The following is an 18,938-nucleotide window of genomic DNA, read 5'->3' as shown; positions in this document are numbered from 1 at the left end:
GCGGGCGATGCCGCGCAGGCGCAAGCGTTGCGCCAGCGCCGGCTCGGCATCGATGACCTGTTCCAGCGCATCGCCCACGCGCGCGCTCAGCGCCGGGCTCGCATGGCGCGAGCACACCAGCGGCAGGCCGGGCGCGCAAGCGGTGCCGCCGATCTGGCGCAGYGCCGCCAGCCGTGCGGGCAGGTGGTCGCGCACGAAGGCCAGCGTGACGCAATCGATGGCGGCCACGTCCGCCTCGCCGTGCGCCACGGCGTCGAGCGACGCCAGGTGCGAGCCGGTGCGCAGCGCGGCGGCAAAAAAGCGCCCCTGGCGTGCCAGCGGCGCCACCGCATGACGCAAGGCGTTCATGCCGCTGTGCGAGGCGTCGTCGTTGTACGCCACGCGCAAGCCGCGGCAATCCGCCAGCGTGGCCGGGCCGCCGGCGCGCACCACGATGGCACTGCTGTAGTGCTCGCCGTCGCAGCCCGGCGCATCGAACCGCGGCGTGCCGACGACGCGCACATGGCGCTGCAGGCCCTGCACCAGGGGGTAGCCGCAGGCCTGCGACAGCAGCAGGTCCGGGCGGCGCCAGAACGCATGCAGCGCGTCGTGCGTGGTGCCGGGGTCGACGGCGCGCAGGTAGAGCGGATCGGGCCCGCGCGCCAGCACGTCCGCCACGCGCGCAATCAGCGCCAGCCAGTCCGCGCGCAATGCGGGCGTCACGTTGTACATGGGCAGCGCGGCCACCCAGTGCCTGCGGTCATCCATGCGCGTTCACCCTGTCAGCCGCGCGCGCGCATCATTGCCGGCGCGCGTACCCGTTGCCGCCACCGCGGCGGCATGGCGGCGCGCGTCGCGGAACAGCGGATGCACCACCGGCGCGGCCGGGCGCAGCGCGAAGCGCGCCAGCCATTCGCCGTAGCCCTTCACCACGAAGCCGCCGCTGCGCCGCCGGTAGCCCGGCGCGCGCGTGCGATAGATGCCGCCCAGCGCGAACCACGGCACTGCCGGCAAGTCATGATGGACCAGGTGATAGTTGTTGTTGAGGAAAAGCAGGCGCCACGGCCACGCCGCCTCGTTGATGACGCTGCGCCGCGCCGGCAGCGCATGCGGCCGGTGCTCCTGGAACGAGCGCACCGCCGACAGCGACAACGCCGGATACGCCACGCCCGCCAGCATCAGCCACGGCGCGATGCCGCACGCGCGGTCGAGCCAGGCCAGCAGCGCGGCCAGCGCCAGCAGGTGCGCGAGCCATATCGGCACATCGCGCAGGTCGCCGCTGCGCACCTGTCGCCATGCGGCGGCCATCGTCTGCGCGATGGCGAACGCCGGCCCCAGCAGCACGCGGCCGGCCATCGTATTGCGCCAGCGCAGCAGCATGCGCAGCGCGGGGCCAGACGCCTGCCAGTCGCCAGGCAGCAGAAAGTAGCTCTCCGGGTCGGCCCCGGGGTGCGTGAGATGGTCGGCCGCGTGATGGATCAGGTGTTCGCGGCGGTAGAGGCCGTACGGAAACCACACCGCCAGCGGCGCCGCGCCGAACAGCGCGTTGAGCCAGGGCAGCCGCGTGGGATGGCCGTGCAGCAATTCATGCTGCAGCGACATGTACCACGTGGTGGCGACGGTCAGCAGCGCCGCCGTCAGCGGCAGGCCGAGGCGGGCCGCGTTGAGCGCGGTGCCGAACCACGCCGCGTAGACCGCCGCGATCAGCAGCCAGGTCGGCAGTTCGGTGCGCCAGAGCCAGGCGCGGCTGGCGCGCGCGATCTCCGCGCGCTGGATGTCGTCCAGGTAGATTGCCATGGCTGCGTCATCGTTGAACGGTGGCGGGCTGTACGGCAATCGAGGCGATGCGGACACCCAGGGCATCCCGCGCCGCCTGTCAAGCCGATGGGCGGCGAGCGCGGGGATGTCAGACCAGCTTAGGCGCCGTGGCGGAAAACGGAACGAAGGAAAGCCGATATGGATATGCGCACGCAGGCACGGGTACGCGCCGCGCGCTCAGTCGAGCACCTTGCCGCGCTGCGCCTTGACCTGGCTGCGCTGGTTCTTGCCCTCCAGGCGCCGCATGCGTGAGCCGAAGGTGGGCCGCGTGGGCCGCCGCGCGCGCGGCGGCGTGGCCACGCTGCGCACCAGCTCGTGCAGGCGCCGCACGGCTTCCTCGCGGTTCATCTCCAGGCTGCGATGCTGTTGCGCCTTGATCACCACAACGCCATCGCGCGTGATGCGGTGGTCATGCAGCTGCAGCAGCCGTGCCTTGTGGTCGTCGTCCAGCGACGACGACGCGCGCACGTCGAAACGCAGGTGCACCGCGTTGGACACCTTGTTGATGTTCTGCCCGCCGGCGCCCTGCGCGCGGATCGCGGTGATCTCATACTCGGTGTGGGGGATGTGGATATCTGGCGCCATGGCACGGATCATAGCAAGGCCAGGCGCGTCGACGTGGTGTCGGGAGGCGAAGCCGGGCCCGCCTCGCGGCACCCGCTTCGCCAAGGGAACGCCAAGGGAGCGTCAAGGGAAACCCGGTATTRCGAATCGTTCTTATCCACACTATGCTGATGCGCCAATCCACATTCCGGAGACCTTTATGCAACGTATCGCCCYGCTCTTGCTGGCCGGCGCATTTTCGACGGGCGCCTTCGCCAGCGCCAAATGTGTTGCCCATCCCAAGGCGGAATGGATGAAGGAGGCCGACGCCAAGGCCAAGATCGAAGCGCAGGGCTACACCATCAAGAAGTTCAAGGTGGACGGCAACTGCTATGAGATCTATGGCACCACGAAGGAGGGCAAGAAGGCCGAGATCTACTACGACACCAAGACGCTCGAGGTGGTCAAATCGGAAATCGAGAAGTAAGCCGGGAAGCGAGCCGCGCGCCGGTCCCGCCGCAATGACGGCTGCCGCCTCCGTTCGCGTCTGGGACCGCGTCGTGCGCGCCACGCACTGGTGCGTGGCGGCCCTGGTCCTGTGGGATCTGTACGAGGACTCGGGCGGCCCGCTGCATCGCAATCTCGGCTACGTGGCGGCCGGCCTCGTGCTCGTCCGCCTGGCCTGGGGCGCGATAGGCAGCAAGCCCGCGCGGTTCTCCAGCTGGGTGCCGGGCCCGTCCGGCCTCGCCACCTATTGCAAGGCCCTGGCAACGGGCCATCCGCCGCGCTACCTCAGTCATAGCCCGCTTGGTGCCGTGATGATGCTTGCGCTCTGGTTCCTGATCCTCGCGCTGGCGGCGACGGGCTGGATGTCCCGCCTCGACGCCTACTGGGGCGAGGACTGGGTTACCCGCCTGCACGGCGTGCTGGCCTACATCCTCATGGGCCTGGTCGCGCTCCATGTCATGGCCGCCATCGCGATGGGACGGCTTCACCGCGAGAACCTGATTGCCGCCATGCTGACCGGCAACAAGCGTCAGGGCGATCCGCCCGGGACCGATCCGCCTCGCTAGCCCCGCGTGGGAATCCGTCCGGCCAGGCGAAGCCATCCCGCACCGCTGCGGACCGGCACGAGGCAAGGCCGCGCATTGAGGCATACTTCTCTCGTGCGGCCCGCCGCGCGCCCGCTTCTTTGATCCCATCCGAAAGCTCCGGAATCGTGTCGGCGCACGTGGAGCCACCGCCATGCCAAACGTCGGACGACTTGTTCGCAGTGCCAGCCTGAACGGCTACATCGAGCTGATGGAGTCGCTTGGGCGTGATCCCGGGACGTTCCTTCGGAAGGTGGGGCTGTCGGYGCGCCTGCTCCGGGAACCCGGTGCGGTCATCCCCAGCCATGCCCTGCGCGAGTTGCTGGAAGTCACGGCAAGCGCCACGGGCATGGAAGACCTTGCGCTGCGGCTGGCGGCGCGCCGCACGTTCTCCAACCTGGGACCGATCAGCCTGGTGCTCAAGGAAGAGCCCTCGCCACGGCAGGCGCTCGATGCCTTGTGCCGTTACCTGAAGCTGCTCAGCCCCTCCCTGATCATGCGCATCGAGGATGTCGGCCAAACCGTCGTCATCAGCGAAGACCTGCTGCCCGGCCCGGGCCCGGCGACTCGCCAGGCGATGGAACTGAGCGTGGCCATGATGTTTCGCATCCTGCGCGAACTGATCGGCCCGCAGTGGCGGCCGCAACAGATTTGCTTCACGCACCGTCCGCCGGCCGACATGTCGGCCCACCGCGCGTTTTTTGGCCGCAACCCGATGTTCAACCAGTCGTTCAACGGCATGGTCTGCGCGGCGGCCGATCTGGACAAGTCGCGCACGCCCGACGACTCAGGGGCTACGCAACTGGCGCGCGACTACCTCGACGCAGCCCTGAGGCGCCGCGGCGACGGCATGCGCGAATCGTGCCGCGAACTGATCATGGCACTGCTCCAGGGTGGACGCTGCACGGCCCAGCAGGTGGCGCGGCACCTGCGCATCGATCGTCGCACGCTGCATCGCCATCTCATCGCGGAAGGGCTGACCTTTTCGGTCGTGCTCGACGAAGTGCGCTCGGAGCTGGTGATGCGTCACCTGCGCGAGAGCGACCTGCCAATCGGCGAGGTCGCGGGCCTGATGGGATTTTCGAACCAGAGCAGCTTCAGCCATTGGTTCCGTGCCGCCTTTGGCTGCAGCGTCACGCAATGGCGCATGCAGACGGCCGACCATTCGGCAAATGCGGCGGCTTCAACCCTGAGGCGTCGCCGCCCGGTTCCCGCCGTCAGTCGGCAATGAGCACGATCTTGCCCATGTGCTGACTGCGCTCAATGTAGGCGTACGCTTCACCGATCGAATCCATCGGGAATGTGCGGTCGATCGGCAGGCGAAGCTTGCCTTTACGGAAGTACGGCAGCAGATCGCGCGCGCAAGCCTGGACGCACTCGACGCGCTCCTGCTCGCTGCGCGTGCGGAACGTGGCACCCATCAGCTTCAGGCGATTCAGCCACAGCAGGTTGATATCGACCTGCGCCGTGCTGGCCCCGCCCAGCCGCGCGAGATTGACCAGGCGCCCCTTTACCGCAAGGCTCTTGATATGGTCCTCGAAGACCGAGCCGCCAATGGTATCCATGATGACGTCAACGCCACGGCCGCCGGTGGCAGCCATGATGGCTTCGACCTGGGGCTCGCGGGATGCATCGATGCCGACATCCACCCCATGGCCGCGCAGGCGCTCCAGCTTTTCCGCCGACCTCGAAGACGCGATCACCGGCCGGGCGCCAAGTGCCGACGCGATCAGGATTGCGGCCATGCCGATGCCGCCCGAGGCACCATTGATGAACACCGACTCGCCGGCCTTCAGCTCACCGTTGCTGACCAGCGCGTCATGGGCGGTGATGAACACATTGGGGAACGCTGCCGCGTCGATCCACGACACATCCTCCGGGACCGGCATCAGCGCCAGCGGGGCGGCGACCACATATTGGGCGTGGCAGCCGCGGCCATGGCCCATGACCCGGTCGCCTTCGCGCCAACCGCTGACCTGGTCGCCAACGCTCTCGACCTCGCCCGCAAACTCGACGCCGGCGGTCATCGGGGCGCCCGTACGATGCTCCCGCATGTACTTGATCTCGCCATAGTTGATCCCCGACGCACGCACCCGGACCAACACCTCGTTGGGGCCCGGCCGCGGAACCGGAATGTCCTGCACCGCAAGCCGACCACCGTCGGCGCCGGGCAATACGCGTACTGATTTCATCCTGCCTCCTGTTGATCTCGTCCTGCTGGCGTCGTGACGCCAGCGCCTGCCTGCCTTTCAGTTGCTGCTTGTCGCGATGCGTTGGCGGTCGCGAGTTCCGGCGCCGCAACGACGTATGCAATGAACTTCATCCGCACGGCGACCGGATTCGGGAGTCATCACTCCGGGGTGAAGTGGATCGAGCGCAATAGCTTGCCCTGGCGCTCGTAGGATTCCCGCACGTCCCTTGAAAGCTCCTCCGAGGTAGCCGGCGAGCCAATTTCCATACCCAGGTCTTCGATCTTTCGCCGTAGCGAGGGCGATTGCATGGCCTTGAGCGTGGCCTCGCGCATTTTGGCCACCACGGCCGGCGGCACACCTGGCGCCGACCAGAGCCCCATCCAGCCCACTTCATTGAGATCGGGATAGCCCAGCTCTGCAAAGGTGGGAACGTTGGGAAGCGCGGAGATCCGCTGGGGGAAGGCCACCGCGAAGGCCCTGAGCTTTCCGGACTTGATGAACGGCAACGACGTTGCCGGGCCGTCGAACATAAGAGGCACCTGTCCGCCCATGATGTCCTGTAGTGCGGGCGGGGACCCCTTGTAGCTGACGGCACCGGTATCGAGTCCGGCGAGACGATTGAATTGCACGCCGATCGTCTGACCACGCAAGCCGATGCCAAAGTTCGCGTAGTCGATCTTGCCCGGGTTCGCCTTGATGTACGTGACCAGCTCGGCAAGATTCTTCGCGGGCAAAGCGGGGTTCCCGACGAATATGAGGCCCTGCCGGGTGAGCTGGGCAATCGGCACGATGTCCTTGAACGGATCGTAGGACACCTTGATGGCGTGCGGCACTTCGGCGGCAATCCCCTTCTGGATCAACAGGAATGTGTATCCGTCCCGCGGCGCGGACAGCAGGCCCTGGACGGCGACGACGCCAGCCGCGCCAGACTTGTAGTCGACGATAACAGTCTGGCCAAGCGGGCCCTGCAACTCATAGGCAAGGAGGCGAGCCACGATATCCGCGGTGCCGCCCGGCGGCGCGCCAACGAGTATCCGCACAGGCTTGGCTGGCCATCCGGCGGCCTGGGCGGCATCCATGGCCGGCATCCACGCGCCAATGGCGAACGTGAGCGCCAGGGCCTGGCTAGCAATCTTGGTGAGGCGTTTCATTGCGGTCTCCTTTCTGTCGGACCGGCCGCTACCGATGCGGGGTGGTCTCCGCAATCGGCATGCGTGGCCGGTAGCGAAGCACGTATCGCGTGGCAGCGTCGCTCGGCGGGCGGGCTGGGCGTCTCACTGCGTCTTGCGCAGGAAACCCTGAGTGCCGCCATTTCGGTTGGGCGCGAAGCCGTTGGCCTGCAAGGACTCCTCCACCGAGTCGTAGAACACGCCGATCTTGCTGATCTCCCGCGCTTGCTTCGCGGTGGCGATCTCGCGACCAAATTCGTGCGAGATGCGTACCAGTTGCTCGATCTGCTTCACGGTGCTCTGTTTCGCGGTACGCCTCTGGTTCCACAGCACGTCCTCCGTGCCGCATCGCACATGCAGGCCCATGGCAATTCCCATCATGTTGACCGGGAGCACGTTTCGCACGTTGCTCTCCACCGTCACGACCGCGCCGTCCGGCACGCCGCGCATGAAATTGGCGAGGCTGTACGCGTTGGGCGTATCCATGCCGCCACCGATCGCCACCCAGTTCATGACCAGCGGCCCTTTGTAGAAACCGCGGCGCATCAGCCGCTCCACAGACTCGAAGCTGTTGGTGTTGTAGCACTGGAAGGCGCTCTGGATACCCTTGGCGGTCAGGCGGCGGACGTGCTCCTCCACCCAGCCTGGCTGCGCGGGCACCGTCATTTCCTTGTAGGCGTTGAAGCTGGCCGGATTCGCGCGCGAGGTACCCCGGAAGTCCGCGTCTTCCGCATGATCGGTGACGTTCATTTGCGAGGTGTTGACCGTCACCGTGACCTGGTCCGGCGTGGGATCCAGCTCGGCCAGCATGTGGCGGGTATCGTCGGACAGCCACTTGGCGGCCTGGCCTTCGTCCTCGGGGGCGAAGGAAATGGAGCCGCCCACCTGGATGATCATTTCCGGCACCGCCTTGCGCACGCCGGCGATCAGTTCATTGAACTTCGACAAGCGCTTGCTGCCCTTGCCATCGAGTTCGCGCACGTGCAGGTGCAGAACCGTGGCGCCGGCGTTATAGCAGTCCACCGCCTTCTGGATCTGGTCTTCCATCGTGACGGGAATGTCCTCGGGGAAGTCGGAGGGCAGCCAGCCCGGGGCATAAGGTGCGGCCGTGATGATCAGCGGTTGCTGGTTTTCGGGAAAAAGGTGACCGTCGAGGAAATTCATGGTGATTCTCCGGAAAGAGGGGCTGTGTGCGAATCAGCAGGGGGTGTCGCCCACGATGCCGGCGCGCTCCATCTTGCGCGGTGCCGGCCAGTAGTCGTTGAGTGCGTAGTGCTGCGTGCAGCGGTTGTCCCAGACCGCGACGTCGCCCTCTTGCCACGACCAGCGGACCTGATATTCGGGAATGGTCGCGCGGCTGATCAGGTAGTTGAGCAGCAAGGAGGCGCCGGGCGCCTTGTCGATGCCGTGGCGCACGTTCGCCGGCGTGCTGTAGTTGGTGAGGTGCGTCGAGAACCCCGCGCCGACGAACAAGATCTTCTCGCCGGTCTCCGGATGAGTGCGCACCACGGGGTGCTCCACCGACGGATGCTCCTGGACCAGCCTGGCGCGCGCTTCCGGCGTCATGACAGCCCCGAAGCTTTGCTCGATGCTGGCCCTGGCCCGCAGGCCGTCGATCTTCTGCTTGATCTCCTCCGGCAGTTCCTCGTACGCCTTCACCATGTTCACCCAGATGGTGTCGCCGCCGATCTCGGGGCATTCTATGCAGCGCAGCACCGCCCCCATTGCGGGGTTGGGGCGCCACAGGCCGTCGCAGTGGTAGTTGTTCTCGTAGCTGTGCGGGTTGTCACTCCGGTACACGCGCACGAGGCCCGGATAGTCCGGATCGCTGCCGACCACCGGATGGTCTTCCAGCTTGCCAAAGCCGCTCGCGAAGGCCACGTGCTCCGCGCGCGTGATGGCCTGCTTGCGAAAAAAGAGGACCTTGTGCTTGAGCAGCGCCACCTTGATCTCGGCGAAGAGCGCCGGGTCGCGCGATGCCTCGCCGAGATCAACTTCCGAAATCTCGGCCCCGATGGCGGGGGTGATTTGCCTGATTTTCATTTTCTCGTCTCCTGCAGTCTGGTGAATCCAGGGACAGTTCAGTGCCTGGCTTCTGGAGAACGAGTATCTGGGGCTCCCGACTTCCGCGCTTGCTTTCCTGGGACATCCATTTGCTAATTTGGGACACGGCGAAGAGACCGCGACAAGCCGCCATGCGTTGCGTGAAAGCAGCCGGCACGCATCGGGTGCCGAATCCGTATCGCGTTGTGGGCAGAAAGGTTCGGTAACGCCGAAGCGCGGGGCGTGCCGATGCCGGGCGGTGCCGGATTGAAGGCATTTGGCCCCGATGCCTTACCTCGTTGCCAGGGACGCATGGACGGCCGCGAGATCGCAGGCGCAGTGAGACTGCCGGGCGCAATCGGGATCGCAATCGCGATTGGGAGTGGCTCGACGCCTGCCGCCGGGCGCCCCGGGAAGCTGCGATGCGAGGCGAGCCGCCAGCGCATGTCGGCGCATCTTCGGCCCTTCAGACCTCAGGCCTCAGGCCATGAATAACCAGTCCGACAGTAGCCGGACATTGATTTGCCCTTTCTCGAACGACTTCCCGATCGACGGACCGATGCATACCTGGTGGCGGGCCCGGTTGAGGCAAGACCGGCACACGGGAGGTCATGCGCGCAGGTAAGCGCAAAACGCCCGCGCCAGCTCTTCATCGAATTCGCCGCTCGCCAGCCGCAGTGGCCCGGGATTGTTGAGCATCGCATTGATGATGCTCCCGACGGCGAACTGGAAGGCGATCCGGATGCGCCGCTCCAGCAGCGCCGGGTCGGCTCCGCCGTGCAACGGCACGAGCAGCGGCAAGGCCTCCTCGATGAATGCGTGCCGACCTTCCTTGAAGCGGGGCCATGCGGTGCCCCGCGCTTCCAGGATCGTCGCCCGCAACACCCCCTGGTGGCGCAGCACGACGCGACGCAATTCGGCCAACAGCGCGTGAACGGCCGTCTCCAGGACCCACTCTCCTTCCTTCAACGTGGCGAGACGCGCCCGCATCGAGAGACGCGAGTCTTCCTCCGCCACTGCCTGCAGGGCGCGGAAGAACGCTTCCTTGCTGTCGAACCGCCCATAGAACGCCCCCGTGGTCACGCACGCCGCGGCACACACTTCCTGGATGGTTACGCTGTCGAGCCCGCGCTCGCACAGCAGCTCGCGCCCCGCCTTCAGAAGGGCGTCTGTCGTCCGCCCGGCGCGGGTGTAGCGCGGAGGAACGAAGCCGGGCTGGCCATCCAGCGCGGCCAGGGCCTTGTGTCTTGTCATGTCTTTCCCGCGCTTATGTCTCGTCGTGGTTTTCCCCTGCCCCCCCGAACTACTGGTTGCGTCCGCTCAGGGGACAAGCCCAAAATATATTCACCATTATAAATTGGAGACAGGCCATGAATGGCGTCCACGCTGCGCAAGCCACGATGTCCGCCCCCGCCGTGGTTCGCCCCGGCGCGCTGCATTCCACCTTTACCGTCGGCCGTATTTCGCCGGCGATCGGTGCCGAGATCGGCAATATCGACCTCGCGGCGCCCCTCGACGACGACACGATCGCCGCCCTGCGCCAGGCGCTGGTGGAGCACAAGGTGCTGGTGTTCCGCGACCAGGACATCACCCCCGCGCAGCACGTGGCGCTGGCGCGCCGCTTCGGGGAACTGGAGATCCATCCCACCTTCCCGCACCACGACGCGCTTCCCGAACTCGTGCTGCTCGGTGGCGACGACAAGCGCCCCGCGATGGAGAACGGCTACCACAGCGACGTGTCGTGGCGCGAAATTCCGTCGATGGCGTCGATGTTGCGCTGTGTGCAGTGCCCCGAGATTGGCGGCGACACCGTATGGGTCAACATGGCGCTGGCCTACGAGCGGCTGCCCGAGCACCGCAAGCAGCAGATCGAGGGACTGCTGGCCGTGCACGACATCGGCCCGGCCTTCGGCGACAAGATGACCCCCGAGCAGCGCTGGCAGTTTCCTCCCGCCACGCATCCGGTGGTGCGCACCCACCCCGAGAGCGGCGAAAAGATCCTCTACGTCAATGGCGGCTTCGTCACCCACTTTGCCAACTTCAGGACGTGCAATCCGGTGCGCGGTGCGTTTGAATCGCATTCCGAGAAGCAGGACCTGCTCGACTATCTGCTCCGGCAGCCAGCCATCCTTGAATACCAGATGCGGCTGCGCTGGCGCCCGAACACCATCGCCTTCTGGGACAACCGCTCCACCCAGCATTACGCGATCCAGGACTATTTCCCAGCCGTGCGACGCATGATGCGGGCGACGATCATCGGCGATCGCCCGGTGTGAGCCGCACGGTCGCGAGATAAACGAGACGAGCGAGACAATCGAACCAAACGAGGCAGGGAGGCAGCAGATGAAATGGAAAGCAATGGTCGGCGTCGCCGCGCTGGTTTGCAGCGTGGCGGCCCGGGCCGACACGTATCCGAGCCGTCCGATCACCTTCGTCGTTCCCTCCGCGGCGGGCGGCGCCATGGATTCCATCGCGCGGGCGCTCGCCGAATTGATGAGCAAGCGCATGGGCCAGCCAATCATCGTCGATAACAGGCCGGGCGCCGGCGGCATGCTCGGCACGCAGTACGTCGCCCGCGCCGCGCCCGATGGCTACACGGTGCTGGTTACGCATTCCGGCCCCTTGCTCACGGCGCCCTTCATGTACTCGAAGGTGCCCTATGACGTAAAACGCGACTTGAGCTTCGTGTCGCAGATCTGCACCGGGCAACTCGTGCTTGCGGTGAACCCGCAGAAGGTGCCGGCGAAGACGGTGAAGGAGTTCGTGGCGTGGGCGCAGCAGCACAAGGGCAGCGTGACCTACGGCTCGTATGGCGTGGGCTCGGCGGCGCATATCATGGGTTCGTATTTCAGCGAGTCGAACAGGCTCGACATGACGCATGCCGCGTACAAGGGCGAGGCGCCGATGGTGCAGGACCTGATCGGCGGGCAATTGGACTGGGGCATCGGCACCGTGGGCGTGATGGGGCCGCATTTCCAGAACGGCCGCCTGCGTCCGCTCGCTGTACTTGGTGACCGCCGCCCGGCGGAGCTGCCGAACGTACCGACCATGGCCGAATCGGGCTTCCCGCAGTCCGAGTACAAGCCTGTCGGCTGGGCCGGGATGCTGGCCCCGGCAAATGTGCCGCCCGCCGTGCTGGACCGGCTCGAGCAGGAAGTGCGTGCAGCCGTGCAGACCACGTCGATGAAAGCGCGCTTCCAGGTCTTCGGCATGTACGCGCTTGGCACCAGTTCCGCCGAATTCCGCCGCGACTTCGACGCCACCTCGCCCGTGACCGAACGGATGATCCGGTTGTCCGGCGCGAAGGCCGACTGACCAATACATCCGAATCCGGCGCGAAGGGCCTCACCGAAAGCGCGCTTGCCGGCATCACGCGCAACCCCTGGCGGACCGGCCGCACGCCAGGCGGCAGCGGCGTCGGCGTCGGCGTCGGCGAATTTCTCGATCATGCTCGATGGCTTGCGGGCACGGATGCAAATGTGGCGGGTGTGAAGAATCTTGCTTCAGATGACGCGCAAGGTCGCGGATGGACAGTACTGGAAGCTGGCGGAGATGCCCGGAATCTACGAAGAACAATATGCATGGCTGGATTCACGGCCATGTCGTTCCCTCATTGCCGGCAATCGTGAGAATGGCGCAGGCATTCGGCGGCCCAATCCCGGACGTGCTGCTGAGCAATGAGATCTTCCCGCGCTACCAGACCCGGTTCAGCAAGACGCTCTTGGGGCTTCATGCTCCGCGCCGCCGAAGCGGAAAGGTGAATTGAACGTCGGTGCAAGGCAAGATCGAGGAACTTGCGGGCGAGCAGTTGCCCCTCCGGGAGGTGGCGCCGGCTGTCGGCCGATCACCTGACACAGTGGGTCACGCCGCTGACAACGGTGCCGGCACCGAAGCTGGCTGCAGTTTAGCTACAGTCGCCCTTCGCGGCGGTGGTGGGAAAAGCGGGAGTCCCTTGTAGGGATTGGCGCGCCCGGCTGGGATCGAACCAGCAACCCCTGCCTTCGGAGGGCAGTACTCTATCCATTGAGCTACGGGCGCGGCGGGTACATCGCTGGCAGCGCGCGAATGGCGCCGCTGGAAAGTCGCATAGCATACAGCGTTTGCCCCGCAGCGTCCATGCCAGCCGCACAGGTGGTGGTGCGGCGACGTCCGGCGACGTCTCTTCCAAGCCGCTTTTGCCTCCATCCTGTAGGTCTTTGGGGCTATAATCGCGAGTTATTTGTGTACAAACGGGGCTGCGCAGCGTCCACATGGAGTCAGGGGACGGTGACGGCTGGCTCCGCCTGCTGGCGCTTTCACGGGCTGGCCGGGAAGGGATAACGGTCCGATGCGCACAACTGGCCGGGAGGGTTGGCCACTGGGCAAGCGGCCTGACAAGGCAGCCGATCGCGAGCTGCTACGGGTTTCCTGCAAAATCGAGAGTTGAGCATGAGCGACGTCCACAACGAGCACGAAGAACACGAGTCACCCATCAAGACCCCCAAGCAGTTGATTGCTGTCGTGATCGCCGCCTTCCTGGTGCCGATCATCGTGATCATCCTGCTGGTCAATTTCGTCGGGCACGGTTCCAAGGAAGGCGCCGGTTCGTCGACCACCGTCGAAGCCGTCAACGACCGCATCAAGCCGATCGCCTCGCTCGAACTGAAAGATCCCAATGCGCCGCGTGTCTACAAGACGGGCGAACAGGTCTACAAGGAAGTGTGCGCCGCATGCCACGCTACCGGTGCCGCAGGCGCGCCGAAGTACAGCAACGCCGCTGACTGGGCACCGCGTATCGGCCAGGGCTTCCAGGGGCTGCTGAACTCGGTGCTGCACGGCAAGGGCGCCATGCAGGCACGCGCCGGCACCACCGCCGACGACTACTCGGACTATGAACTGGGCCGTGCCGTGGTCTACATGGCCGACGCCGGTGGCGGCAAGTTCCCCGAACCGGCCGCTCCCGCGGCCGCCGCGCCGGCCACGGCTGCCGCTTCGGACGCTGCCCCGGCTGCCGCTGCCGCACCGGCTGCTGCTGCCGCACCCGCTGCTGCGGCCCCGGCTGCCGCCGCAGCTGCCGCGCCGGCTTCGGCCGAAGTGGGCAAGAAGGTCTACGAACAGGTCTGCGCCGCCTGCCACGCCGCCGGCGTTGCCGGTGCGCCGAAGTTCGGCGACAAGGCTGCCTGGGCACCGCGCCTGAAGGAAGGCATGGATGCCGTGCACGCTTTCGCGCTCAAGGGCAAGGGCGTGATGCCGCCGAAGGGTGGCTACGCCGGCTCGGACGCCGACGTGATCGCCGCGGTGGACTACATGGCGAACGCTTCGAAATAAGCTGCCATGCGCCGCGTGAGCGGCGCCGTGGTCCGACGAAAAAGCCCGCGGCATGCCGCGGGCTTTTTCATTGGTGCGGCGCCGGTCCGGCGCGGCGGGCTGGCCTCAGACCACGCGCGAGTAGCGCAGCGGCATCGCCACGGGCGTACCCGCATCAGCGTTGCGGGCCGGCGCGGCGGTCTTGCCGGCCCGGCCCGCGTCGTCGCGCAGGTAGCTGTCGAACACCATGGCCAGCCGGCGCACCAGCAGCCGGCCCAGTGGCGTGACCTCGATGCGCCCGGCTGCGATCCGTACCAGCCCGTCTTCGGCCAGCCGCGCCAGCTCGGCCAGTTCGGTGGCGAAGTGCGCCGCGAAGTCGATGCCGTGGCGGGCGGCCACCGCGTCCGTGTCGAGCACGCCGTTGCACATCAGGGCGCCGATGACGTCGCGCCGCAGGCGGTCTTCGCCGCCTGTGGCAAAGCCGCGCATCACCGGCAGCGCGCCCTTGTCGAGCGCCGCGTAGTAGCCGTCGAGCGTGCGGGCGTTCTGCACATAGCGGCCGGCCACCGCGCCGATCGACGACACGCCGAAGCCCAGCTGGTCGTAGCCGGCGTGGGTGGAATAGCCCTGGAAATTGCGCTGCAGCCGGCCTTCGCGCTGGGCCACGGCGAGCGCGTCCTGCGGCAGCGCGAAGTGGTCCATGCCGATATAGACATAGCCCGCCGCCGTAAGCTGCGCGATGGTGCCGGTCAGGATGTCGAGCTTTTCCGCGGGCGCGGGCAGCGCGCGCTCGTCGATGCGGCGCTGTGGCTTGAACACATGCGGCAGGTGCGCGTAGCTGTACACCGAAAGCCGGTCCGGGCACATCGCGAGCACCTGCTCCACGGTAGTGGCAAAGCGCGYCGCGGTCTGGTGCGGCAGCCCGTAGATCAGGTCCATGCTGACCGAGTGGAAACCGAGCCGTCGCGCGGCATCGACCACGGCGCGGGTTTCGGCCTGCGACTGCACGCGATGGATGGCCTGCTGGACCTCGGCATCGAAATCCTGCACGCCGAGGCTGATGCGGTTGAAGCCCAGTTCGCCCAGCAGCGCCATCTGCGCCTCACCCACGCGGCGCGGGTCGATCTCGATGGCATGCTCGCCTTCGGGCAGCAGGTCGAAATGCGTGCGCAAGGCGCCCATCACGCGGCGCATCTCGGCGGCGTCGAGGAAGGTCGGCGTGCCGCCGCCCCAGTGCGACTGCACCACCGCGCGCCGCGCGCCGAGCCGTGCGGCCACCATGCCGATCTCGCGCACGAGGTAGTCCACGTAGCGGCCGCTGCGGCGGTGGTCGCGCGTGATGATCTTGTTGCAGCCGCAGTAGTAGCAGATGTTCTCGCAGAACGGCACATGCACATAGAGCGAGAGCGGTGCCTGCCGGCCGTCGGTTGGTTCTGCCGCGCCGCAGTCGGCCAGCGCCCGCAGGTAGTCCGCTTCGCCGAAGCGGTCGTGGAAGCGGTCCGCGGTGGGGTAGGAGGTGTAGCGCGGCCCGTTGATGTCCATGCGCCCGGCCAGCGCGCGGAAACCGGCCAGGGCGTCTTGCCCGCCCGGCCGCTTGCCGGCGCAGGCCGCGCCGCAGTTGCCGGAGCAGGTGCGCGGCGGGCTGTCCGCCGCGGAGGCGGTGCGCTCGGAGGACAGCGCGAAGGATGGCGTGGCGGGGGCAGTCGCAGGCATGGGGCGGCCTTCGTATGGGATTTCGATGACCCATCGTAGAGGGGGCCGGCCCCGCCGGCGTTGACCGGCATCAAGCCGCCGCGATCGAGCGTGCAGCGCACTTGCGTCCGCGTCGCCCCGGCGTCACGCGCGGCGCGCGCGGCGCGCAGCATGCTCAGCAGCGCTCAGGCACGCGGCAGCGTGATGCGCACGCGCAGCCCGCCCTCGGGCCGGTTGGCCAGGCTCAGCTCGCCGCCGTGGCGCGCGACGATGTCCGCGGCGATCGACAGGCCCATGCCCACTCCGCCGGTGGCGCGGCTGCGCGAGGACTCCAGCCGGTAGAACGGCTCCAGCACGCGCGCCATTTCCTCGGGCGGAATGCCGGGCCCGTTGTCGCACACATCGATCACCACGCGCTCCGGGCTGTCGGCCAGCTCGATGCGGGCGCTGCCGCCGTAGCGGTGCGCGTTCTCCACCAGGTTGACCACGGCGCGGCGCAGTTCGGCCGGATAGGCCAGCAGCGGCGCGGCGTCGCCGCTCAGGCTGACGTCCTGGCCGATCTCGCTGGCATCGTCCACCACCGCCTGCAGCAGGGCATGCACGTCCACGCGCTGGCGCGGCGCGGCATTGCCGTCGCGTTCGCGCAGGTAATAGAGCGTGGCGTCGATCAGCCCGTTCATTTCCGCCAGGTCCTGGCGCAGGCGATAGCGCACCTGGTTATCGTCCACGCCTTCGATGCGCAGGCTCATGCGCGTAAGCGGCGTGCGCAGGTCGTGCGACACCGCCGCCAGGAACCGCGATTGTTGCGCGAGCTGGGTGCGGATGCGCCGCTGCATGTGATTGAAGGCCTTGGCCGCGGCGCGCGCCTCGGCCGGGCCGCTCTCCTCGTCCAGCGGCGGCGCGTGCACGTCCTGCGCCAGCCGGCCGGCGCTGCTGGCCAGGCGTTGCACGGGGCGCGCCAGCAAGCGCGCGCCGGCCCAGGATGCGGCGATGATGGCGGCAAGCTGGAACAGCAGCCCGAGGCGGGGCGGGCCAAAGCCGCGCGGCCCGCGCGGGTGGCGGTGCCGGGGCGGCGCGCTGTTGGCTTCGGGACCGGCGCCGAAATTCCCGCCCGGGCCGCCGGCGCGCGGTCCCGCGCCGGGTTGCCCCTCGTCGCCCGGCGGCGGAGGCGGCGGTTCGTCGCCCGGCACCAGCGTGAAGCCGCTCGCGCCGGGGCGCGGGAATACGCTTTCGATCACGGTGACGCCCAGCAGGTGAACGGCCAGCATGATGGCCGCCATCACCAGGAACAGGCGCACGAACATCGAGTCATGGCGGGCCAGCCAGCCCGCGCGCTCAGCCTTCGACGGTGCCGGTGAAGACATAGCCCTCGCCTCGAACGGTGCGGATCAGCGCCGGGTCGCGCGGATCGTCGCGCAGTTTCTGGCGCAGGCGCGAGACCAGCAGGTCGATGCTGCGGTCGAATACGTCCAGGTCGCGGCCGCGCGCCTGGTTGATCAGCAGCTCGCGGTCCAGCACCCGGTTGGGATGCTCGATAAATGCCAGCAGCAGGCGGAATTCCGCGTTGGAAAGCGGCACCACCGTTTCCTCGCCGTCCACCAGCTGGCGCAGCGTGGTGTTCAGCCGCCAGTTGCCGAAGCGCACTTCGTGGCCGCCCACCGCCGCCGGGCGCTTCGGGCCGGCGCCGCCGCCGCCGCGCGTGCGTCGCAGCACGGTGTGGATGCGCGCCACCAGTTCGCGCATCTCGAAGGGCTTGGTGACGTAGTCGTCCGCGCCCACCTCGAGGCCGACCACGCGGTCCGCCAGTTCGGTGCGCGCGGTCAGCATGATGACCGGCAGGTCGCCGCGCTCGCGGATCTCGCGGCACAGCGCCAGCCCGTTCTCGCCGGGCAGGGAAAGGTCGAGCACCACGAGGTCGTAGTCGCGCGCGGCCAGCGCGGCGCGCATGGCGGTGCCGCCCTCGGCGCCATCGGCTTCGATGCCGAAGGTGGCGAGATATTCGGCCAGCATGGCGCGGATCTGCGGGTCGTCGTCGACGACCAGCAGGTGCAGGGGCGAGGCGGGAGAAAGGTCCATCGGGATATCGGTATGGCAGGTGGCAGCCGTTGGCTGCGTGGTTTGCGGCGCGCCGGACGGCGGCCGACGCGGGATGCGCGCCGAGGCAGGCGGCGCATTGCCTGCGCCAGGCGAACACTCTACCAGCACGGCGGGGCGTCCTGATGGACACGGTGTGGCGGCTTTGTATCAGTTCCGATACGAAACGCCGGGCCCGGCGGCCAGCGTGTACGCCAATGCTTCGCCATGCTGACCAAGCGCTCAAGCAGATGCCGGCGCGTCTTTTTAAGATGACATGTCGGCAACCCGCCGCTTGTTTGGGCCTGCGCACGCTATGCTGGATGACAGCGGCATGAGGCCGGGGCCAGCGCGCCGGGTTGCTCCTTTCCCATGACGACTCTGGAAACTGCCATGAATCAGACACAAGGATCGCTGCCCCGCCCGCTGCCCCGCCCGCGCGCCTTTGTCGCGCTGGCCCTGCTTTGCGGCGCCTGCGCCACGGCGCTGCCTGCCTACGCACTGCCGGCCGGCGCACCCGAGCGGCCGGTGCCGCCTTCGCTGCGCGAAGACTTGGCGCTGACGCCGGCCCAGACTACCCTTTGGCATGCCGCGCGCGCCGCGCAACGCGAGGCCCGGGCGCACGCGCTGGAGCTGCGCGCCCGCTTTATCCGCGAAGGCGGCGAGATCGGCCCGATGGACCCCATGGACCTGATGGACCCGACCGACCCGACGGACCCGATGGACGAGCCAGGCACGGAGACGCCGCTGCGCGAGCGGGCGGCGCGCGAAGACCGCTTGCGCGATGCGCTGGAGCACGACCGGCGCATCGCGCGCGACCGGAGGATTGCGTTCGAAGACAGCCTGGACGCGGCCCAGCGCAGTCGCCTGCGTGCCCTGGCCGGCACGCCACGCTGGGCAGGGCCGCCGCCGGGAGCGCCAATGGGGGCCTTCCCAGGCCACGCGCATGGCCCGGCGCCCATGCCCTGCGCCATTGCCGGGCCCGGTCCGGCAGGCGTACCCGGTGCTGCGGCACCCTATCGACAGGAAGCCAAAGATGCACGATGAAGCAC

Annotated in this window: 19 protein-coding genes and 1 tRNA gene; 8 read left to right on the top strand and 12 right to left on the bottom strand. The window is 67.7% G+C overall.

What is annotated here, in order from left to right; all coding sequences use genetic code 11:
• From AC1DK4_RS25515 to arfB, 3 genes are all read right to left on the bottom strand, one after another.
• The coding region (locus tag AC1DK4_RS25515) for a phosphate/phosphite/phosphonate ABC transporter substrate-binding protein (RefSeq protein ID WP_477131854.1) at positions 1-747 on the bottom strand (747 nt) is incomplete at its 3' end.
• A gap of 6 nt (positions 748-753) precedes the next feature.
• Complete coding sequence (locus AC1DK4_RS25510; RefSeq protein ID WP_441612925.1) at positions 754-1,776, bottom strand: fatty acid desaturase; 1,023 nt, start codon at positions 1,774-1,776, stop codon at positions 754-756.
• A gap of 198 nt (positions 1,777-1,974) precedes the next feature.
• Positions 1,975-2,382 (bottom strand): alternative ribosome rescue aminoacyl-tRNA hydrolase ArfB, encoded by a 408-nt coding sequence (gene arfB / locus AC1DK4_RS25505; protein ID WP_441612924.1) that lies wholly within the window; start codon positions 2,380-2,382, stop codon positions 1,975-1,977.
• Positions 2,383-2,560: 178 nt separating this feature from the next.
• On the opposite strand from arfB, the gene AC1DK4_RS25500 reads away from it, so the two are divergent.
• The 3 genes from AC1DK4_RS25500 to AC1DK4_RS25490 all read left to right on the top strand — a co-directional run bounded on the left by AC1DK4_RS25500 (position 2,561) and on the right by AC1DK4_RS25490 (position 4,662).
• A complete protein-coding gene (locus tag AC1DK4_RS25500) occupies positions 2,561-2,827 on the top strand; it encodes a PepSY domain-containing protein (RefSeq protein ID WP_477131853.1) in 267 nt (88 codons plus the stop codon).
• A 34-nt stretch (positions 2,828-2,861) separates the two neighbouring features.
• On the top strand, positions 2,862-3,413 hold the full coding sequence (locus AC1DK4_RS25495) for a cytochrome b/b6 domain-containing protein (protein WP_441612922.1): 552 nt from the start codon (positions 2,862-2,864) through the stop codon (positions 3,411-3,413).
• A 172-nt stretch (positions 3,414-3,585) separates the two neighbouring features.
• A complete protein-coding gene (locus tag AC1DK4_RS25490) occupies positions 3,586-4,662 on the top strand; it encodes an AraC family transcriptional regulator (RefSeq protein WP_477131852.1) in 1,077 nt (358 codons plus the stop codon).
• Here the strand turns inward: AC1DK4_RS25490 and AC1DK4_RS25485 are convergent.
• The 5 genes from AC1DK4_RS25485 to AC1DK4_RS25465 all read right to left on the bottom strand — a co-directional run bounded on the left by AC1DK4_RS25485 (position 4,649) and on the right by AC1DK4_RS25465 (position 10,089).
• Positions 4,649-5,623, bottom strand: coding sequence for a quinone oxidoreductase family protein (locus tag AC1DK4_RS25485; protein WP_441612920.1), 975 nt, complete (start codon positions 5,621-5,623; stop codon positions 4,649-4,651). The genes AC1DK4_RS25490 and AC1DK4_RS25485 overlap by 14 nt on opposite strands.
• A gap of 158 nt (positions 5,624-5,781) precedes the next feature.
• The gene (locus tag AC1DK4_RS25480) at positions 5,782-6,774 is read right to left on the bottom strand and encodes a Bug family tripartite tricarboxylate transporter substrate binding protein (RefSeq protein ID WP_441612919.1); all 993 of its coding nucleotides are present in this window, start codon (positions 6,772-6,774) and stop codon (positions 5,782-5,784) included.
• Between the two features lie 123 nt (positions 6,775-6,897).
• Positions 6,898-7,956, bottom strand: a complete 1,059-nt coding sequence (locus AC1DK4_RS25475) for a beta-keto acid cleavage family enzyme (RefSeq protein ID WP_441612918.1) — start codon at positions 7,954-7,956, stop codon at positions 6,898-6,900.
• Positions 7,957-7,989: 33 nt separating this feature from the next.
• A complete protein-coding gene (locus tag AC1DK4_RS25470; RefSeq protein ID WP_441612917.1) occupies positions 7,990-8,835 on the bottom strand; it encodes a TauD/TfdA dioxygenase family protein in 846 nt (281 codons plus the stop codon).
• Positions 8,836-9,444: 609 nt separating this feature from the next.
• A complete protein-coding gene (locus AC1DK4_RS25465) occupies positions 9,445-10,089 on the bottom strand; it encodes a TetR/AcrR family transcriptional regulator (protein ID WP_441612916.1) in 645 nt (214 codons plus the stop codon).
• Between the two features lie 146 nt (positions 10,090-10,235).
• Here AC1DK4_RS25465 and AC1DK4_RS25460 point away from each other — a divergent pair, with 146 nt between their 5' ends.
• The 3 genes from AC1DK4_RS25460 (at position 10,236) to AC1DK4_RS25450 (ending at position 12,601) form a co-directional block, all read left to right on the top strand.
• Positions 10,236-11,111: a TauD/TfdA dioxygenase family protein gene (locus AC1DK4_RS25460; RefSeq protein ID WP_441613053.1), complete on the top strand. Its 876-nt coding sequence runs from the start codon at positions 10,236-10,238 to the stop codon at positions 11,109-11,111.
• Positions 11,112-11,178: 67 nt separating this feature from the next.
• The gene (locus AC1DK4_RS25455; RefSeq protein ID WP_441612915.1) at positions 11,179-12,150 is read left to right on the top strand and encodes a Bug family tripartite tricarboxylate transporter substrate binding protein; all 972 of its coding nucleotides are present in this window, start codon (positions 11,179-11,181) and stop codon (positions 12,148-12,150) included.
• Positions 12,151-12,412: 262 nt separating this feature from the next.
• Positions 12,413-12,601 (top strand): hypothetical protein, encoded by a 189-nt coding sequence (locus tag AC1DK4_RS25450; RefSeq protein ID WP_441612914.1) that lies wholly within the window; start codon positions 12,413-12,415, stop codon positions 12,599-12,601.
• A 196-nt stretch (positions 12,602-12,797) separates the two neighbouring features.
• On the opposite strand, the gene AC1DK4_RS25445 is transcribed toward AC1DK4_RS25450, so the two are convergent.
• A tRNA-Arg gene (locus AC1DK4_RS25445) sits at positions 12,798-12,873 on the bottom strand.
• Between the two features lie 390 nt (positions 12,874-13,263).
• Here AC1DK4_RS25445 and AC1DK4_RS25440 point away from each other — a divergent pair.
• Positions 13,264-14,142 carry a c-type cytochrome gene (locus AC1DK4_RS25440; RefSeq protein ID WP_441612913.1) on the top strand — a complete coding sequence of 293 codons (879 nt, stop codon included), beginning with the start codon at positions 13,264-13,266 and terminating at the stop codon, positions 14,140-14,142.
• Between the two features lie 105 nt (positions 14,143-14,247).
• On the opposite strand, the gene hemN is transcribed toward AC1DK4_RS25440, so the two are convergent.
• The 3 genes from hemN to AC1DK4_RS25425 form a co-directional block, all read right to left on the bottom strand.
• The gene (gene hemN / locus AC1DK4_RS25435) at positions 14,248-15,663 is read right to left on the bottom strand and encodes an oxygen-independent coproporphyrinogen III oxidase (protein ID WP_477131855.1); all 1,416 of its coding nucleotides are present in this window, start codon (positions 15,661-15,663) and stop codon (positions 14,248-14,250) included.
• Positions 15,664-15,998: 335 nt separating this feature from the next.
• Positions 15,999-17,177: an ATP-binding protein gene (locus AC1DK4_RS25430; RefSeq protein WP_441612912.1), complete on the bottom strand. Its 1,179-nt coding sequence runs from the start codon at positions 17,175-17,177 to the stop codon at positions 15,999-16,001.
• Positions 17,149-17,889: a response regulator gene (locus AC1DK4_RS25425; protein ID WP_441612911.1), complete on the bottom strand. Its 741-nt coding sequence runs from the start codon at positions 17,887-17,889 to the stop codon at positions 17,149-17,151. The genes AC1DK4_RS25430 and AC1DK4_RS25425 overlap by 29 nt, the downstream gene beginning before the upstream one ends.
• Before the next feature lie 390 nt (positions 17,890-18,279).
• Here AC1DK4_RS25425 and AC1DK4_RS25420 point away from each other — a divergent pair, with 390 nt between their 5' ends.
• Entirely contained in the window at positions 18,280-18,933 is a 654-nt protein-coding gene (locus tag AC1DK4_RS25420; RefSeq protein WP_441612910.1) for a hypothetical protein, read from the top strand.
• Positions 18,934-18,938: the final 5 nt, after the last annotated feature.

Source organism: Cupriavidus sp. 05N38 (assembly GCF_056397345.1).
The sequence above is the reverse complement of the archived record's forward strand: the minus strand, read 5'-3'. Positions and strand labels throughout refer to the sequence as shown.

Bases quoted from the DNA above. Each gene is read 5' to 3' on its own strand.
- AC1DK4_RS25470 (WP_441612917.1), bottom strand. From the start codon at position 8,835: ATGAAAATCAGGCAAATCACCCCCGCCATCGGGGCCGAGATTTCGGAA.
- AC1DK4_RS25440 (WP_441612913.1), top strand. From the start codon at position 13,264: ATGAGCGACGTCCACAACGAGCACGAAGAACACGAGTCACCCATCAAG.
- arfB (WP_441612924.1), bottom strand. From the start codon at position 2,382: ATGGCGCCAGATATCCACATCCCCCACACCGAGTATGAGATCACCGCG.
- AC1DK4_RS25450 (WP_441612914.1), top strand. From the start codon at position 12,413: ATGCATGGCTGGATTCACGGCCATGTCGTTCCCTCATTGCCGGCAATC.
- AC1DK4_RS25430 (WP_441612912.1), bottom strand. From the start codon at position 17,177: ATGTCTTCACCGGCACCGTCGAAGGCTGAGCGCGCGGGCTGGCTGGCC.
- AC1DK4_RS25495 (WP_441612922.1), top strand. From the start codon at position 2,862: ATGACGGCTGCCGCCTCCGTTCGCGTCTGGGACCGCGTCGTGCGCGCC.
- AC1DK4_RS25460 (WP_441613053.1), top strand. From the start codon at position 10,236: ATGTCCGCCCCCGCCGTGGTTCGCCCCGGCGCGCTGCATTCCACCTTT.
- AC1DK4_RS25510 (WP_441612925.1), bottom strand. From the start codon at position 1,776: ATGGCAATCTACCTGGACGACATCCAGCGCGCGGAGATCGCGCGCGCC.
- AC1DK4_RS25455 (WP_441612915.1), top strand. From the start codon at position 11,179: ATGAAATGGAAAGCAATGGTCGGCGTCGCCGCGCTGGTTTGCAGCGTG.
- AC1DK4_RS25425 (WP_441612911.1), bottom strand. From the start codon at position 17,889: ATGGACCTTTCTCCCGCCTCGCCCCTGCACCTGCTGGTCGTCGACGAC.
- AC1DK4_RS25480 (WP_441612919.1), bottom strand. From the start codon at position 6,774: ATGAAACGCCTCACCAAGATTGCTAGCCAGGCCCTGGCGCTCACGTTC.
- AC1DK4_RS25485 (WP_441612920.1), bottom strand. From the start codon at position 5,623: ATGAAATCAGTACGCGTATTGCCCGGCGCCGACGGTGGTCGGCTTGCG.
- AC1DK4_RS25465 (WP_441612916.1), bottom strand. From the start codon at position 10,089: ATGACAAGACACAAGGCCCTGGCCGCGCTGGATGGCCAGCCCGGCTTC.
- AC1DK4_RS25475 (WP_441612918.1), bottom strand. From the start codon at position 7,956: ATGAATTTCCTCGACGGTCACCTTTTTCCCGAAAACCAGCAACCGCTG.
- AC1DK4_RS25420 (WP_441612910.1), top strand. From the start codon at position 18,280: ATGAATCAGACACAAGGATCGCTGCCCCGCCCGCTGCCCCGCCCGCGC.